Source organism: Celeribacter halophilus (assembly GCF_018860305.1).
GTDB lineage: Bacteria > Pseudomonadota > Alphaproteobacteria > Rhodobacterales > Rhodobacteraceae > Celeribacter > Celeribacter halophilus_A.
Genome location: NZ_JAHKPE010000008.1, coordinates 65868 through 82769 on the forward strand (window position 1 = coordinate 65868; position 16902 = coordinate 82769).

Consider the following 16902-nt stretch of genomic DNA (forward strand, 5'->3'; position numbering starts at 1 on the left):
CCTATGACTAAGACATTGGACAAAGCCACTCTTGATCAATGGTATTGCATCCAAAACCTCGCGGAAATTTCAGAAACCGGCATGCGCACGCGACTTTTAGGTGTTGATCTCACCATTTCCGGCGACAGAACCCCTTTGGTGACGGCATGTGAGGCCACAGGCAATCGTTCCTTACCCGTGCGCCAAAGGTACGGTTATCTGTGGTCGACATTGGGCCACCCAAACACTGATGTGCCAGACATCCCTGAAGCCGAAGAGATCGATCGCCGTTATGTACCTTGTGGGGCGGTCAAAGTGCGATCTTCTGCTCCGCGTGTGATTGAAAACTTTTTAGACATGGCGCATTTTCCGTTTGTCCATAAAGATATTTTGGGTTCCGAAGCCCATTCCGAAGTCGAGAAATACAAATGTGAAATAAGACGTGACGTTGATGAAGTCTGGGCAACGGATTGCGTTTTCACCCAACCAATCGCCGCGAAATCAGCGACAGAGCCCCTGCGCACCGATTACATCTACCGAATAACCACGCCGTTTACGGTGCTATTGTACAAAACCTGCCCCATCTCACAAACGCGTTGGGATGTTATCTGCTTGTTTGTGCAGCCGATGGAACCTGGCCTGTGCCGTGCTCACCCCGTGATGTTCCTATTGGATGAGGATAGCAGCGATGCCGACCTGATCGCCTTTCAACAAGTCATTTTTTTGCAAGATCGGATCATCCTTGAAAACCAGCGCCCGCTTCTTTTGCCGTTAGAAGCACGTCTTGAAACCCCGACACGCGCAGATGCCTCATCGATCGCCTATCGTCGCTGGCTCAAAGAAAAAGGCTGCGTTTACGGCACAACGCTTGGTCCGGATCTGAGCCAAAATCACGTAGCCTGAGACAAAACATGACACAAATGGACGTCAACGACCTACGCGGATGCAAAGTCCTTTTCTCTGGGTTCCACGCACCACAGATCGGCGTGATCGAAGCCTTTCACAACGCAGTTCTAACGCTTGATGATCGCGGCACTATTGTGTCTATTGATGCAAATGGAGACCCCAGCGGCGCGATCAGATTACCCAAAGACTGGCTTTTGATCCCCGGTCTCGTTGACTTGCACGTTCATGCCCCACAATACGCTCAACTTGGAACAGCGCTTGATGTTCCACTTGAAGACTGGCTGCAAACATACACCTTTCCCTTAGAGGCACGGTTTTCCGACCTTACCTATGCCGAGCACGTGTATTCTACCTTGATCGACGACATGTTGGCGATTGGCACAACAACAGCGCTGCATTTCGCAACGGTCCATGTGCCCGCCACACAACGCTTGGCCGAGATTTGTCTGGCCAAAGGGCAACGGGCGCTTGTCGGCAAAGTCGCGATGGACGACCCGGATCAATGTCCCGAGGATTGCCGCGATGCCTCTGCACAGGCGGCCATCGAAGGCACCCGCGCTGTGATCGACCATATCAACACCCTGCCTGATAATGACGGCATGGTGTTTCCTGTCATCACTCCGCGTTTCATTCCATCATGTACCGACGCCTGTCTCAAAGGTCTGGGGCAGCTCGCAGGAGAAACTGGGGCACATGTTCAAAGCCATGTATCAGAAAGCGATTGGCAACATGGCTATGTGCAAAATCGTTGTGGCTGTTCTGATGCCGAATCCTTTGAACGTTTTGGCCTTATGCGCGGCAATGCGGTCTTTGCCCATGGCACGCATCTGTCGGATACAGACATGGATTTGATGGTTGCGCATGGCGCAGCCGTGGCCCATTGCCCCCTGTCAAACGCCTACTTCGCGGGGGCTGTTTTTCCGCTGCGGCGCGCCTTAGACAAAGGGCTTCATGTTGGTTTTGGCTCTGATATTTCTGGTGGACCATCTGGATCGATCTGGGAAACCGCCCGCATGGGCATCAGTGCGGCACGTATGCGCGAAACGGGCGTGCAGGCCCAGATTGCATCTGAGATCCGCGGCACGAAAGATCGGCGGATAGATTTTCGCGAGGCGTTTTTCCTTGCTACACGTGGCGGTGGCCAAGCCCTCGGCTTGCCTGTTGGTGCGTTTGAGCCGGGCATGAAATTCGATGCCATCGCCATTGATCCGACACGCCGCGATGGCACTGTACGCATTTGGCCAGAAGACACGCCGCAAAACCTTGGGGATTTGTTGCTGGAAAAGCTGCTTTATACGGTGTCCAAGCCCAATATTGCCTGCGTCTGGACCGATGCGATCAACCGATTAAAGTGATTTTCTATAAAGATGCGATCACGCGGTCGATATTCTCCGCCCACTCAGTGCGCCATTGCCGTTTTATTGCGTCGTCAACCCAAGCATGGTCAATCGTCGCAAGAACCGAAGCTTTTATATCCTCTGGCGAAAACTTTAAGTCCTCCAGTGCAATCTGATATTCAGCGTTCAAATCAGTCTTGAACATCGGCGGATCATCCGAGTTGATCGACACCACCAGCCCTGCTTCTTTCATACGCCTGATAGGATGCGACGAACTGGTCAAATCCCGATGTGGCGTGGTGTATTTTGTAGTCGATGGGCAGCAGGTAAACATAATACCCAAATCCCGAGCTTGCTTCATCAATTCAGGATCGTCGACAACATTATACCCATGATCCAAACGATCGACCTTAAGCGTCTCAATCGATCCGCGCACATAAGACGCAGGGCCTGCTTCACCGCAATGCGCAGACAGTTTAAGCCCCTCTTTGCGCGCACGCGTAAACACCTGCGCAAAAGGTTCAGGAGGATACGGCGCCTCATAGTAATCAAGGCCCAATCCAACGACGTCGTCCCCGCGGTTGGCTAGAATTTCATCCAGATACGCCTCTCCCCGTTCAGGGCCAAGCTCTCTATTCATTCCAGGAATAATCAAAGACGTTACACCAAAGTCGGTCAACGCGTCTTTCATACCTGCGCGAATACCTTTGAATTGCCGCGCAAATGGAACCCCATCGTGCGCATGAGGACTGATGAAAAACTCTACATGGCGCGCCCCGCTGTCGGACGCTCCTTTAAGCATCTCATATGTGATACGCCGAAAGTCATCGACCTCAACAATAGACCGCGAAATGGCAGAATAGACTGCAAGAAACGCATCAAGAGTCTCATAGTCATATAAGTCTTCAGGCGCCTTACAGGGTGGCAAAGCAACATCGTTTTTGTGCGCCAGTTCAAACGCCGTTTTGGGATGAATAGCCCCTTCCAAATGCAAATGAAGCTCAACCTTGGGAAGCGCTTGAAGGCGTTGATACATATTCATGTATTTCATTATATCCTTTTGCAATCCGCCCCATGTTGGGTTTGCACAGAAACAGCACGCGGCTGCATCATTTGAACTGTCTCATTCACTGTTCCAAATGGAAAGGATCTCAGTCTTAAATGTCATCAAAAACGTATTATTTCACCCTGGCCGCCATGTAATCCAGCAAACGCCACAGAGAAATTGAGGCTGCTGTGCTACCCAAAGTGTCCCCGGTTAGGGCGAGACTTTGGGCAGCACAGCAATCTTCAACGCAAAAGTCCGCTTCCATGCTGTTCGAGAGCCGCCAAGCCAGAACCTTTCGGCTGAACCAATCCATGATGGCAACCAAATATAGAAAACCCCGCCGCATCGGGATGTAGCTGATGTCGACGCACCAAACCTGATTGGGCCGGGTAATCGCCAGACCTTTTAGCAGATAGGGCCAAACTTTGTGCTGAGGATGCTTCTTCGAAGTATTCGGAGTTTGATATATCGGTGTCAGACGCATCTTTCGCATCAGGCGGCGCACTCTGTGACGACCACACTTATGGCCCTGCCTTTGCATATGCCGTGCCATTTGTCGCGATCCGTACCACGGCGTCTCCAAAAACTGCTCGTCGATGATCTTCATAAATATCAAGTTCGCGGCGCTCTCGCCAACAGGCTGATAATAGAGACTGGATCGGCTCAATCGCAGCAACGCGCATTGCCGTCTCTGGCTGAGGGAGTGTTCGGCGCTCACCATTTTTTGCCTCGCGTCCCGAGCAGTTGATGCGAGGCACTGGCTAAAAAATCCCGCTCTACCACCAACTGACCAATTTTCGAATGAAGCTTCTCTATCTCGGCTTCCGAACTGCGGGCGGCATCGGACTTCCCATGTTCAAAAGCGCTGGCCATGTTGGCAATTGCAGCACGCTTCCATGTGCTGATCATGTTGGGATGAACACCGTACTTCTTCGACAGCTCCGCCAATGTCATCTCTTCGCGGATCGCCTCCAGTGCAACCTTGGCTTTGAAGTCAGGTGAATAGTTCTTTCTTTTGCTCATTATGGATCGTCTCGTTCGTTATGCGATCCACCTTAAACAATGGTCCGAATTTACGCGACCACCTCTAGCAACGACGGCGCTTGAAGCCGTCGTTGCAGATTTAAGCTGCGATGCTTTCCAATATCTTTTTCACACGTAGGGCGGCTTCACCAGCCTCACGCCCTTTCAGAATAAAATGCTCGCGATAGATGCTCACATGATGTTCTGTTTCGTGAAAGTGATGTGGCGAAAGTGAGACTGAAAGTACTGGAACATCAGCGTCTAACCCCGCTTGCATCAGCCCATTAACGACGGATTGAGCAACAAAGTCGTGTCGGTATATCCCACCATCTACGACAAGTGCTGCGGCCACTACAGCATGATACTTACCGCTTTGAGCCAATCTGCGGGCAAGTAACGGCAACTCGAAAGCTCCCGGAACGTCAAATACATCTATCTGATCGGGTGGGATTATTTGTTCAAAACCTATCAACGCTTGATCTACAATTTCTGCATGCCAGTTAGCTTTGATGAAGGCGTATCGGGTGGGTGTCATGGTGATCTCCTTTGTAGCGACACTTCACCCAAGGCGATCACGCGCGCACGGCTCCGCAAAACGCAGACCGTTAGCACATTCTCTTTCATCCGGACTTTGACCGTCGGCTCAGGACTTAAACCTGATCTGCTTGACCCTTCCCTAAAGAAGGCGCTCGCGGGCTTGCAATCGAAGTTGCTTACCGCCGGTGGGGAATTTCGCCCCGCCCTGAGAATGACGGTAAACTTCCAGAAATTTTATAGATACGCAAGTGGCAATTGAATTATCACTTTACCCACAGAGCAGACCTTAGGGCGAGCCGAAAAGCTGCGGCAATACATCAATGTCCGCTTTGGCGGGCTGCGCCGCAGCATTTGAGTTTTTCGTGAACGGCGGCTTTGGGCCGTTAGCGTGCTACCAATTCAAAGCGCGGGCCATTTACTCACTAAGTAGCTCGCACTCCGGCCCTTCGGTTCTGCATTCGAGCTACGCGTTCGCCAGGGGCACAGCCCCTGGACCCGGGCCGCCTTCGGCGGGTTTGGGAGACGCCCAACTCTCCCAAACCCGCAAGGGGCCTTCAGCCGGAGAAAGGGAGGTTTCGCCCGCCCCTTTCATCCCCACTCGCAAATGGGCACTCGCCTAGCCCCCCTGCACCCCCTGGCAGCCTATCCAGCTGGGACCAAAGAGAGAGCTTTCCCTCTCTGGACACTCCAAGGCAGGGATGACTCGCCGTCTATCCCTGCACCCTGTCCGGCATCTTCGACATAAAAAACGATAACGGACATTTGCCCACCTTGATGAAGCCAAAAAATGCTGCGGTACAGCTCCGTCTGGGTTGAGGCTTAAATGCGTAAGTCAGTCTCCATCAAGTCAAGCATAAAGAATTCAGCTCTATCACACCTCAAAACGTGACTGGGCACGAACACAAAAACGTGCGTTCCCATTAATTTAGAAGGTGCTTGATATGGATCAATGTAGCCAAGGCGACTGTAGGTTCACAGCACATTAGGGCGCTGCATATGTGAGGCGCCGGTTGGATACGGAACCGTTTAGACCAACCTGATAGATCGCCCAATCCCCTTGCGGGCGATTTCGCACACTACACCAAAGCGGTTCACGCGGCACAAGTGGCTGCACCTTCTTATGCCCAACACGATCAGCGCGATCCTACGCGGGCATCCACATCAACAAATACGCCCGTTTCGCGGGCTCGTTTCAGGATTGGAGTACGTCATGGTCAAAACGGATGAAACGAAAGGCCATTCCGAAATTAGGATATGGAGTTTTCTAAACGAGATCCCCGCCGGCACAATGTTTGTGCCGCTTGTGATCAGTTCCATTCTTGTAACGCTCACTGTGCACAGTGGTCTTGAAATGTCATTGTGGGATTATTTGGGCGAGCCGATGAAGAGCTTATTTGGTCCGTCAGGGCAAATGCTTGTCATCGGGCTTATGCTTTTTTGCACGGGGACCATGATCACAACCCATGATTTCGTGGACGTTGCGGAAAGAGGCATATGGGTCATCCTTGCACGGCTTGTGCCGGCGTATGCAATCAGTGCGTTTGTATATGTCTATTTTGGCCCGGATGGGTTTGCCGGGATTGATGCCATCACATTGATCTGCTGTTTAACATCGGCGAACGCGGCCCTCTACATGGGGATCATCAAACCCTACGCCGATGAGCCGGATCGCGGCGCGTTTCCGATCATGTTGATCTTTTCTATGCCGCTCCTGCCGTTTATTTTCTTGTCGTATTTCGGAAGTGGCAACCAAGGGTTTTCCAGTGAGGTTATGCAGGTTTTGTCACTTTTGATCCCCTTCTTCTTGGGTGTCCTGCTTGGTAATCTTGATCCGAAAATCAAAGAAGTTTTCAAAGGCGGGAACACAATTCTTCTGCCGTTTTTGGGGTTTCAGTTTGGCTCGTCCATCGACTTGGTCAACGCCTTCAAAGGGGAAATCATCCTTGTCGCGATCCTGCTCACACTCATCTATTGGGCGGTGACAATCATCATCCCGTTCATCGTTGACCGCTACGTTCTTAAACGTCCGGGCTATGCGGCAATGGGCTCAACCGCGATTGCGGGCGTATCACTCGTGTTGCCGTCTATGGTGTCTGACTTCTCATTTGATGGCCAACTTGGGTCGACCTTTACATCAAACGCGGTTTCCATTCTGGCATTTGTCTTGTTGATCACAAACGTTTTGGCGCCGTTCTTTACCAAATGGATGATGAACGCCTATTTCCAACATCACAAAGCCGATGCAATCCGGGTTTTCTCCGAAACACATCCCGAATTGCTCGCCGCCGTCTATGACGAAAATGGAAACTACAGAAACCACCACCACAACCATGAAATCTTTAGCACAATCTTCCGCAAAAGATCACATGCCGAGGATGGCGCGCTCATTCAGGTTTCAACATTGAATGCGTTGATGGAGGGTGACTATCGCGGCAGCAAAACCGTCAAAGAAATTCTGAGAGACACGGACACAGGTGTTGGAACTTACAACGGGCTCGATGGTGAGGCCATTATCTACAATGGCCATGCGTATGTGGGCCGCGCCGATGGTGAAGTCAGTGAAATGGGGCCTGATGAAACATTCGCGTTCTCAGCAACAACACGATTTGACGACAGTGTGAGTGAGGACGAAATCGCGTTTTCTTCAATCGAAGAGCTGAAGTCGAAATTGGATAAGTACCTAGATTCACACAACTACTTCTTCATGATCAAGATGAATGGCGTGTTTGATGTTAAGGTGAGAAGCAACTTCAAACAAAAAGAACCCTATGAACCTTTGTATAAAGTTGCGAGTGACCAGCGCGAATTTGACTATAAAAATATTGAAGGATTCATCGTTGGTATTTTCTCACCCAACTACGTAGAAGGCATGAACCTTCCAGGATGGCATGTTCACTTTCTGTCAAAAGATCTCAAAAAAGGCGGCCACATTCTGGAGGTGTCCGGGAATGCTAAAATCAAGGTCAACAAGCTTCAAGCTTGGAAACTCTTGATGCCAGAGGACTCAGACTTCAGTCAATGGAACCTTAAAGAAGATTTAAAATCCAAGACTGAGGCGGTCGAAGGGGCATCAAGGAAATAGACAGCCCAAGGAGCGTTCAAGTCGCGCGACTTGAACGCTCCGTCACTACCCATCGCAAGCACAACCGGGCCCCTTGCTGCAGGAGTAGGAACGACTAATGCAAGAGTCGCCACAAGCTTTGCCTTTCTTGCAAACCTTGCAGCAAGCCGCAGACCAAACCTGCGCGTCTTGCTGCGTAGAGGGTAATGCGCGCTTCCAGAACGCGCTCGCGCTTTCATTGGTTGCGTCGGGACCAATGGCTTCAAACGAGGCAATAGGATCTACCGCACGAACAGAGCCAGCAAATGCAGATGTTGCCCCAATCACCATTATCAAAATCACACAAAATAGCTTTTTCATAACCTCACCTCTAAAAATATACGGGTAGCTAATCGAAGCAGATGCTACCCAATGGCGTTTTGGCAGGCAAAGGTTTTTGTGCCGCCTAATGACCTTCTATCTACACCAATCAATCTTGGCATTGGGCTTCCACGGCTTCGCGTAGCCCTCTTCTATGAGAACTTCACCCGCAGTTTTTCCATTCTTTAGAACGAGGCGACCAAGAACGCGTCCATAGCGGTCGTGTTTGCCAGTATCTTCGATTCCAACCGCATCGAGCACAAGCTCACGCATACGCGCAGTCGCAGCGCGGCCCAATTCTAATTCTTGCTGACACTGAGGCCGATAGGTTTCCGGCGTATCAAATCCAGACTTGAAGGGCGCACCATTGCCAATCAAACGGATGCTTTCACCGTCACACTTAACCGTATCGCCATCGACGACAGCAATGAGGGAACAAACCATAAGTAGCATAAGATATTCGTAACGCTCTCGTTTGGACTTGGCAATTCGCTTCCACGCGGCCCTTACTCTTAGGGCAACGAGAAAACAACAATTGCTAAATACTCGCGTCCGGACGTCTCCAGAAAACTATCCGAAATCGACAGTCCGAGAATTTCAGCGCTGTGTCCGACGATTGCTCTGATCCGGTCGTATTTTGAGATGACCTCATCACGACCGGCATCGAGCCGTGCTATGGCGGTGAATGCCAACCGCTCAGACAGCAACCCACCAGTTTGCTTTATGAATTCTGCAAACACCCGTGCAATCTGACGGTCATCGAGAGCTCCGAATAGGAAATCTGTAATTTTGCTTGGGTCGCTCTTGTCTCTTCTTAAGTAAAAGCGTCCTCCGGAACTAATGGCCCCCTGCCAGGAAAATTCGTCTTCTCGCAGCATCAGGCCATTTGGTAGTGCATTCCATCCGTTCATATCAGTCTATTCCATACGCGGGGCTCATACTATTAGCTCACCAAACTCTAAGGATGAAGGCACAAAAACAGTTCAACGGATCCAAACACGGATCAATGTTTCTCCCCTCCCCCCCCTAAATTGCCGAGAGGGACACCCTCTCGGCGCTCTCCCGTAAAATTTGGGCCTTCCATTTTGCCGCGCGTTTGTTTGCGACGCGCAGCAAAATGGAGGGCCTTTGAGGTTCTCCACCGCTGGTGTCGATTTTCATTCACACCACAGGAGACCCCTGATGTTTCTTTCCCCTGCCCCTATACTGGCAGCACCAGACTGGCGCGATACTGTCCAACGCGGCGATATCGTGCTGTTCCGCTTTCCCATCAACAAAAACGGCGAACACGCACAGCCCAAACGGCGGCCCTGTTTGGTGCTCGATGTCCGCACGACCGGCGACACCAAATTCGTTGACCTCGCCTATGGCACCTCATCCCGGCGCCGCGCCAATCGCGGCTATGAAGTGATCCTCAGGCACCCGCAGTCGCAAGCCCTGGCCGGTCTTGACCGCCCCACCCGCTTTGTCTGCGCACGCCGCATCACCGTCAGCATCAATCACTCTGGCTTCAATGAGGAAGGCAAACCGAGAACCCTGCTCGGCCGCCTCGACCCGCCATTGATGGAACGGATGAACGCTGTCCGTGCGCGCATACAGGCCGAAGCCGACATTGCCGCCTACAAGCGCGAGAGACAACGCGCGGAACAGACGCGACGGGAACACGAAGCACGCGGTTTCCGGTAAGGAACCGCGCCTTCGGGTCCCCCTCACCCCCAACTCAAACCAATCAAAAGGACCAAACCAATGGAACTTCCCATCAACTCCACCGACAAAATCACCGCAATGGCTGCATCGTGTTTCCCCCTCGCACGGACTGCCGCCACAGGGATCGAGCAGGATGTGCTCGACCTCGTGCCCCACGGGCCTAAACAAGAGGCCCGGAAGCTGGTCGCGTTGCTGCGGGCCGGCAAGATCTTCGACAAAGGTATTCTGGCAATGCTGCACGAGCTTGTCGGTGTCCTTGATGCAGAAGTCGCCGAAGGCACCTATGAGACGACATTCTATGACCACAGCCCCGAGAATGTTTCGAACGAGACCAGCTGGAGCAACAAGCGGCTGACACCCGAGGCCGACCGCCTGGCCAACGCTCTCGCTGTGCTGATCGAGCTCTACGCAACGCTTTCCACCGTGCACGACTACCTTCGTGCCGAGAAGGTTCTCGAAGGGCTGCGCAGCGCAGCCTGATGGAATACGCGGGCCGGAACACCCGCGTCAGGCGCGCTGGCGACCCTTCTGCTGCTACAGATGTCAGCGCGCCGCCCCGAACAAAAACGCCCACACAGATCATCTCTGTGCGGGCTTGAGTGATCAACCTCAGAAGGCCAACGGTCTCATCGTGTTGTTGGTGTTCATATGTCCACAACCGAAGGAGACGCGAATGGCCCTCTCAAATCTGATCGACCTGATTGCCGAAGTTGCTGCCAAACAGACCGCCCGGGAGGGCAAAACGAAGGAAGAAACGCCGGGTTCAGTGCTTCGGAGACTACTCAAAATCTGGACAAGATTATGGCGCTCTCTTCCATAATATTTTCCAAATCGTTTTATATCCCGCTCGAACCTGCATCTGTTTTTCACCTCAAGGAGATTCTGTATGACCGATCAATTGCGCGTTGCCATCTATGCCCGCTATTCGAGCGATCTGCAGAACCCCACCTCCATCGAAGACCAGGTGCGCCTGTGCCGCCGGCACGCCAACCGGCAAGACGGCTGGACCGTGGTAAAGGTGTTTGAAGATGTGGCGATCAGCGGGGCAACGCGCGGCCGTCCCGGCTTCGAGGCATTGCAGGCCTTCGTCGCGGAAGGCGGCTGCGATATCGTCTTGTTCGAGCACCTCGACAGGCTGGCGCGCGATCTGGAGATGTTGATGCTCTTCTACAAGAGGGCGCGCCACGCCGATGTCGAGATGCACCAGATCAACCGGGGCAAGCTGGGGATCTTCGATATCGGTATTCTCGGCACCTTCGCACAACTGTTTCTCGAAGAACTCTCGCACAAGACCAGACGCGGCCTCATCGGGCGCGCCGAGGCCGGTAAAAACACCGGCGGTCGGGCCTACGGCTATCGCTCGGTCGCGCTCCCCGAACGCAATGGCAAATCCGACGGCAGTGTTATGCAGATCGAACCCGATGAGGCCACCATCGTGCAGCGCATCTTCACGGAATACGCCGCCGGCAAATCCCCCCTCAAGATTGCAGCCGAGCTCAATGAGGCGGCAGTCCCCGCCCCCCGCGGGCGCGGTGCGGGCAGCGGCCACTGGAAGGCCAATACAATCTACGGCAACCGCGAACGCGGCACAGGCATCCTGAACAACGAGCTCTACATCGGGCGTCACATCTGGAACCGCCAACGCTACTCCAAGCACCCCGAGACCGGCCGCCGGGTCGCCAAGCCGAACCCGCCCGAAGAATGGCTCATCACCGAGAAGCCGGACCTGCAGATTATTGATAATGCCCTCTGGGAGAAGGTCAAAGCACGCCAGAACGGGATCGACAGCCAACGCACGCGTGAGGAAGCCAAGGGGCACTCCGGTGCGGGGGCTGCGCAGAGTGCCCGGAGGCGGAAGTATCTTCTCTCCGGCCTGCTGACCTGCGGCCAATGCGGCGGTAATCTCACCGTCGCGGGCAAAGGGGACCGGCGTCGCTACTACTGCGCCAATGCCAAAGAGAAAGGCGCGGCGGTCTGCACAGGAATGCCGGGGCTGTCCGAGGCTGATGCGGCCGAGGTCATCCTCAGCGGCCTGCGCAAAGGATTGATGCAAGATGCGGCCTATGAAGAGTTCCGTTCAAAGTTCGTCAAGAAGATCCGCGCTCAGGAGCACGAGACCGGCGAGGCCCTGCGCCGCCACGACGAGCGTATCCGCGAGACGGAGAAGACCCACGCCAACCTGCTGCGCGCGGTCGAAGGAGGCACCTTCTCGGATGCCCTCATCGAACGGCTGAACACAGTCGATGCAGAGTTGAAAGAGCTGCGGGAGAAACGTAAGCGTTCGCTGGACATCACGTGCAGCTTAGCTTGACAGCTTGAAGTTCCACGGCAGCAGATCGTCTATGCAGTTTTGCGGATGACCGTTGGCGATCGCTGTCAAGGTGGCCTTGAGATAAGCAAAGGGTTCTATGCCGTTAATCTTGCAGGTCTCGATCAGAGAAGCGACACGGCCCCAGGCAATGCCGCCTTCGTCGTGACCCGCGAAGAGCGCATTCTTACGATTGAGAGCGATCGGTCGGATCAGGTTTTCGACGCGGTTATTGTCGATCTCGACGCGCCCATCAGTCAGGAAGGTCTGCAACCCGTCCCAGTGATTATGGATGTAATTCAGCTTTTCGCCAAGCCGAGATTTACTGGATATCTTGCGGCGTTGTGCCTGTAGCCAGTCGCCGAAGGCTGCGACCAAGGGGGCAGTGCGGGCCTTGCGGGCTGACAATCTCTGGCCAGGGTCGACGCCACGGATATCGGCTTCAACGGCATAGATTTCGGCAATGTGGCGCAGGCCTTCGGCGCCGATCTCTGAGCCGTCGCGGTCGAAGACTTCCTTCAGCTTACGGCGCGCGTGTGCCCAGCAATGAGCCACCCGAATGGGATCACCGCCCTTGCGGGTAGGCTTGGTCAGGCGGTTATAGCCCTGATACCCGTCGATCTGCAGAATACCGTCAAAGTCGGTGAGGAATGTTTCGGCATTCTCGCCCGCCCGACCTGGGGCATAGAAATAAACCACTCCAGGCGGGTCCTCGCCGCCCCATGGCCGATCATCACGGGCAAGCGCCCAGAGATAGCCAGTTTTGGTTTTGCCGCGCCCCGGATCCAGCACCGGGGCGGTGGTTTCATCCATGAACAGTTTGTCGGATCGTTTCAGATGTTCGGCCAGTCGGTCGACAATGGGCTTAAGGTGGAACGCCGCCTTGCCAACCCAATCCGCCAGCACGGCGCGGTGCAGATCAAGACCCTCCCGCGCCAAGATCTGGCTCTGTCGGTATAATGGCAAGCGAGTCGCGCGAGGGGATTTCACCCTCACGCGCTCCCAGAACCGTACGTGAACCTCTCAGATCATACGGCTCCCAGCATTCAGCCATTTGCGTAAAGAAGCGACCAATGTGCGAACAGCTCCGGCGTGGATTTCGCGATCCTGGCGAGCCAGAACCGCGCTTGCCGGGGTCGTTGTTTGAAGCGTTTGTACTTCCGCATTACCCATCGGACCAAATGGGCGTCTATCAGACGAAGCGTCGGATAAAGCGCCGATTTGTAGAAACATCTGAAGTAGCCGATCCAACCTTCAATCTGACGATTGAACATACGAGCCAGATCGGTCAGCCCCTTGTCGCTGCGCCGCTGCAATCCCCAGTTACGCACCCTACGACGGAACGCCTTGAGCGCCTTTGGGGCAGCAGCCGGAAGGTAGGATACACCGAACAATCCTCCGCGCCAGATCGCAAGCCGGGGCTGGAACCTGTAACCGAGGAAGTCAAAAGAAACCGTCGGGAAAGATCCCTTCCGGTTCGTATCCTTGCAGTAGACAACCTTTGTCTTCTGCGGGTGTAGTGACAGGCCACATTCAGCGAGCCGATCTTCGACCTGCCGCCAGAGCCTGCGCGCTTCGCCTTCCGTTCGACAATGGCAGATGATGTCATCCGCGTAGCGCTCAAACGGCACATGGCGGTTCTCTCGATCCATCCACTTGTCGAAAGTGTAGTGCAAGAACAAGTTGGCCAGCAGAGGTGAGATAACCCCACCCTGCGGCGTTCCACGTTCCTGCGAGACAAGACTGCCATCCTCCATCATCACGGGGGCCTTCAGCCACCGTTCGATATAAAGCAACACCCAGCGACAGTCCGTATGATGGCGAACCGCCTTGAGCAGAAGCTCATGATCGATGGTGTCAAAGAACCCCTTGATGTCCATGTCCAACACCCAGTCAAAGCGCCAGCATCGCTGACGCGCTGTCCGAATGGCATCAATGGCGGAGCGTTCGGGCCGATATCCATAAGAATCCCGATGGAACACTGGTTCCACCAAGGGCTCAAGATACTGTCTGACAACCTCCTGCGCGATGCGGTCTGTGACCGTCGGAATACCCAACGGTCGTTGGCCGCCATCGGCTTTGGGGATCATCACCCGACGCACCGGCGATGGCATGTAGCTGCCAGAGGACATCCGATTCCAAAGCTTGTAAAGGTTCGGACCAAGCCGTTCCCCGAAGCTTTCGAGCGTCTGCCCATCTACACCAGCTGCACCCTGGTTGGCGTCCACATGTTGGAACGCTTCCCAGATTTCTCCCTTCTCAATTGTAAACGGCTTTATCCCTGACATCCGGCTCATCCTGTTACCAGTTGGCCAGCGGCAGCGACTGAACACCACAACCCCTTTGGTCCAGTGCCGTTACAGCACCTTCATCCCTACTACGAGTTGTTCTGCCCCTGTGCCCCGCATCGGTACTCTGGACCTTTCGGGGGTTGCCCGATCGGTCGTCTTCCTTGGCATCGGGACGACAGGTTCTCCTGTTCCGTAAAAGAGCCTGATCCAGATTCACGCCGCCTTCGAGCCGGATGCCGCATGGGCCGGACTTCAGGTCACCGCCCATACTCATCCCGGGGTGACCACCCCCGGTTCTGACATCAATCATACGCTTTCGGCAGTTCATCGGCGGTTCGCTTTCGCTCGTCTCTCTGGCTCGTACCTGACGGGATCATGCCCCGCCGTTTCCACAACGCTCACCACCATCGCTCTTTACGACAGCAGCTTGTGGTGGTTTGGGATCGGCTCCTGATCGCCGAACCCGAGGGGCCTACCCTCATCTCTCTTACAGTTACGTACCTCCTTTCCATGTCGGTACTCAGGACACACAATGATCGGCATACTTACTGACCAGCACATGAGCGATGGCCGCCTCGGTCGGCAACCCGCCCATGATCAGATGCGCTGGTGCGGGGGCCTGGGTCACGCCATCGGTGCAGGTCCGGCAGGCGTATTTCGGGCGCACGGTGACAATGACGCGCAACTGGGCTGGCACGATGTCCAGCCGCTCGCTGCGGTCTTCACCGATCTTGTGCATGATGCCGCAGCCACAGGGGCAGATCAGGCTGGCGGGTTCGATAACCTCTTCGATGCGCGGGAGTGTGGCCGGGAGATTGCCGATGGTGCGCTTTGGCGCAGGCTTGGTTGCCCTTTTGTCACCTGTCTTAGTGGTCAGCTGCTCCTTCTGCACCTCGACCTCGGCAAGTGCGATGGACAAGTCTTCGAAAGCCAGCTGCCGCTCATCCTCGGTTAGCTTTTCCGAGCGTTTACCATGTAGGGCATGGTTCAACTCGGCGATCAGGTGCTCTTGCCGCTGGGTGATTTCCGTCAGCGCCGCCACCTCTTCCATCAATGCCAGAACCGCCGCGCGTTGCGCAGCCGGGATAGCAGAAAGATCAAGTGACGGGGCATTTTGCATAGGCCAGAACTACCAAAAAACCACAGTGAAATCACGCAAAAACATACGGTTGATTTATTCTGCCGCAGCAGGTGGGCGTGTCTCCAAGGCCTTAACTTTACGCCAGTCCAGACCGGCAAACAGGGCCTCAAACTGAGCGTGGTTCAGCGCCATCACCCCGTCCTTGATCGCAGGCCAGGTGAAGGCTGCCTCCTCCAGCCGCTTGTAAGCCATCACCAGTCCCGTGCCGTCCCAGAAAAGCAGCTTCAGCCGATTCGCTCTGCGCGATCGAAACACAAACACCGTGCCCGTGAATGGATCCTTGCGCAGCACCGATGACACGATTGCAGCCAGGCCATCATGACCTTTCCTGAAGTCCACGGGCTGCGTCGAGACTAAAACCCGCACGCGGTTTGACGGGAACATCATGGCCGTGCCCCAATGGCCCGCACGATCTCGGCAATCCGGTCAGAACTGGTGGTGCCATCGAGCCTGATTATCACTTGGCCGATCTCAATCGCGATAGGGTCAGTGGATGCAGCGTCAGACTTGGTAAGCGGCGCAGACACTGCTGGCACAGGAGCATCGCCGCCATCATCCGACATCACGATCGGCGCAAAACAAAAGCCATCCTCTTCATCTGCGGGTAAAACCAACCTGCCGTCACGCGCCCGGCGGCGCCATTCCGACAGATGGTTTGCCCGAAGCCCATACCGCGCAGCAACCCCGTTCACCGTCGCCCCGGGCTTTAAACTCTCAGCAACGATCCGCGCCTTAACCTCATCCGACCAGCGTCGCTGACCATTGGTCCGTATCTCCACTCCGTAGCTCCTGAGAAACTCCACCGTAGTCGCCATCGCGAAACTCCTGCACCGATCTCCATCGGACACGGCATCGCAGGTTAGACGATCGAACAAAAGGTGAGGCCCAGCGAACGCTTACGGAGAAACGGGAGGGGCTCGTCCCCACACCGGTCGAGTTGCCGGAAGACCTGCCAACGCTTTACCATGCTCATATTGAGGATCTGGTGGGCACGCTTAGCAATGAGGCCGTGGCGGGCGCAGCATCGGATGAGCTGCACGAGTTGATCGACTCGATTGATGTGTGTTGGGAGGAGGATAAGAAGCAGCACACGCTTGAGCTGCGCGGCAAGCTCTTGGAGATGCTGATAAAAGCAATGCCCTCCGGAACGGAGAGCATCACTTCGAATAGTTGTTCGCTAAAACTGGTTGCGGGAGTAGGATTT

14 protein-coding genes, 4 pseudogenes and 1 riboswitch are annotated in these 16902 nt (G+C 54.6%); of the genes and pseudogenes, 8 read left to right on the plus strand and 10 right to left on the minus strand.

Going from position 1 to position 16902, the window contains the following annotated elements; genetic code table 11:
- Positions 1 to 3 precede the first annotated feature (3 nt).
- Together KO492_RS00685 and KO492_RS00690 are read left to right on the plus strand one after the other, a co-directional pair.
- Positions 4 to 882: an aromatic ring-hydroxylating oxygenase subunit alpha gene (locus KO492_RS00685; protein WP_252735161.1), complete on the plus strand. Its 879-nt coding sequence runs from the start codon at positions 4 to 6 to the stop codon at positions 880 to 882.
- A gap of 8 nt (positions 883 to 890) precedes the next feature.
- Positions 891 to 2240, plus strand: a complete 1350-nt coding sequence (locus tag KO492_RS00690) for an amidohydrolase family protein (RefSeq protein ID WP_252735162.1) — start codon at positions 891 to 893, stop codon at positions 2238 to 2240.
- Between the two features lie 4 nt (positions 2241 to 2244).
- On the opposite strand, the gene add is transcribed toward KO492_RS00690, so the two are convergent.
- From add to KO492_RS00710, 3 genes and pseudogenes are all read right to left on the minus strand, one after another.
- Entirely contained in the window at positions 2245 to 3273 is a 1029-nt protein-coding gene (gene add / locus KO492_RS00695; protein ID WP_216043209.1) for an adenosine deaminase, read from the minus strand.
- 238 nt (positions 3274 to 3511) lie between these two features.
- A pseudogene (locus tag KO492_RS18580) lies at positions 3512 to 4296 on the minus strand (IS3 family transposase); the annotation flags it as partial.
- Between the two features lie 97 nt (positions 4297 to 4393).
- Positions 4394 to 4828 (minus strand): 6,7-dimethyl-8-ribityllumazine synthase, encoded by a 435-nt coding sequence (locus tag KO492_RS00710; RefSeq protein ID WP_216043211.1) that lies wholly within the window; start codon positions 4826 to 4828, stop codon positions 4394 to 4396.
- A 73-nt stretch (positions 4829 to 4901) separates the two neighbouring features.
- Positions 4902 to 5047, minus strand: a riboswitch (FMN riboswitch).
- 903 nt (positions 5048 to 5950) lie between these two features.
- Here KO492_RS00710 and budA point away from each other — a divergent pair.
- Complete coding sequence (gene budA, locus KO492_RS00715; RefSeq protein ID WP_216043212.1) at positions 5951 to 7912, plus strand: acetolactate decarboxylase; 1962 nt, start codon at positions 5951 to 5953, stop codon at positions 7910 to 7912.
- A gap of 435 nt (positions 7913 to 8347) precedes the next feature.
- Here budA and KO492_RS00720 read toward each other — a convergent pair whose 3' ends face one another.
- Both KO492_RS00720 and KO492_RS00725 read right to left on the minus strand, forming a co-directional pair.
- Positions 8348 to 8704 carry a thermonuclease family protein gene (locus KO492_RS00720; RefSeq protein ID WP_216043213.1) on the minus strand — a complete coding sequence of 119 codons (357 nt, stop codon included), beginning with the start codon at positions 8702 to 8704 and terminating at the stop codon, positions 8348 to 8350.
- 59 nt (positions 8705 to 8763) lie between these two features.
- The gene (locus KO492_RS00725) at positions 8764 to 9162 is read right to left on the minus strand and encodes a hypothetical protein (protein WP_216043214.1); all 399 of its coding nucleotides are present in this window, start codon (positions 9160 to 9162) and stop codon (positions 8764 to 8766) included.
- 271 nt (positions 9163 to 9433) lie between these two features.
- On the opposite strand from KO492_RS00725, the gene KO492_RS00730 reads away from it, so the two are divergent.
- The 4 genes from KO492_RS00730 (at position 9434) to KO492_RS00745 (ending at position 12269) form a co-directional block, all read left to right on the plus strand.
- Positions 9434 to 9937, plus strand: a complete 504-nt coding sequence (locus tag KO492_RS00730) for a type II toxin-antitoxin system PemK/MazF family toxin (protein ID WP_216043215.1) — start codon at positions 9434 to 9436, stop codon at positions 9935 to 9937.
- Positions 9938 to 9997: 60 nt separating this feature from the next.
- A complete protein-coding gene (locus tag KO492_RS00735; protein WP_216043216.1) occupies positions 9998 to 10438 on the plus strand; it encodes a hypothetical protein in 441 nt (146 codons plus the stop codon).
- Between the two features lie 193 nt (positions 10439 to 10631).
- Entirely contained in the window at positions 10632 to 10778 is a 147-nt protein-coding gene (locus KO492_RS00740) for a hypothetical protein (RefSeq protein ID WP_216043217.1), read from the plus strand.
- A gap of 66 nt (positions 10779 to 10844) precedes the next feature.
- Positions 10845 to 12269 carry a recombinase family protein gene (locus KO492_RS00745; RefSeq protein ID WP_216043218.1) on the plus strand — a complete coding sequence of 475 codons (1425 nt, stop codon included), beginning with the start codon at positions 10845 to 10847 and terminating at the stop codon, positions 12267 to 12269.
- Here KO492_RS00745 and tnpC read toward each other — a convergent pair.
- The 5 genes and pseudogenes from tnpC to tnpA all read right to left on the minus strand — a co-directional run.
- Positions 12261 to 13250, minus strand: a pseudogene (gene tnpC, locus KO492_RS00750) (IS66 family transposase); the annotation flags it as partial. The gene KO492_RS00745 and the pseudogene tnpC overlap by 9 nt on opposite strands.
- Positions 13251 to 13312: 62 nt before the next feature.
- A complete protein-coding gene (gene ltrA / locus KO492_RS00755; RefSeq protein WP_216043219.1) occupies positions 13313 to 14554 on the minus strand; it encodes a group II intron reverse transcriptase/maturase in 1242 nt (413 codons plus the stop codon).
- Positions 14555 to 15089: 535 nt separating this feature from the next.
- Positions 15090 to 15608: pseudogene (locus KO492_RS00760) on the minus strand (IS66 family transposase zinc-finger binding domain-containing protein); the annotation flags it as partial.
- A gap of 123 nt (positions 15609 to 15731) precedes the next feature.
- The gene (gene tnpB / locus KO492_RS00765) at positions 15732 to 16085 is read right to left on the minus strand and encodes an IS66 family insertion sequence element accessory protein TnpB (protein ID WP_216043220.1); all 354 of its coding nucleotides are present in this window, start codon (positions 16083 to 16085) and stop codon (positions 15732 to 15734) included.
- Positions 16082 to 16513: an IS66-like element accessory protein TnpA gene (tnpA, locus tag KO492_RS00770; protein ID WP_216043221.1), complete on the minus strand. Its 432-nt coding sequence runs from the start codon at positions 16511 to 16513 to the stop codon at positions 16082 to 16084. Before tnpA ends, tnpB begins: the two co-directional genes overlap by 4 nt.
- Positions 16514 to 16635: 122 nt before the next feature.
- Here tnpA and KO492_RS00775 point away from each other — a divergent pair.
- A pseudogene (locus tag KO492_RS00775) lies at positions 16636 to 16902 on the plus strand (recombinase family protein); the annotation flags it as partial.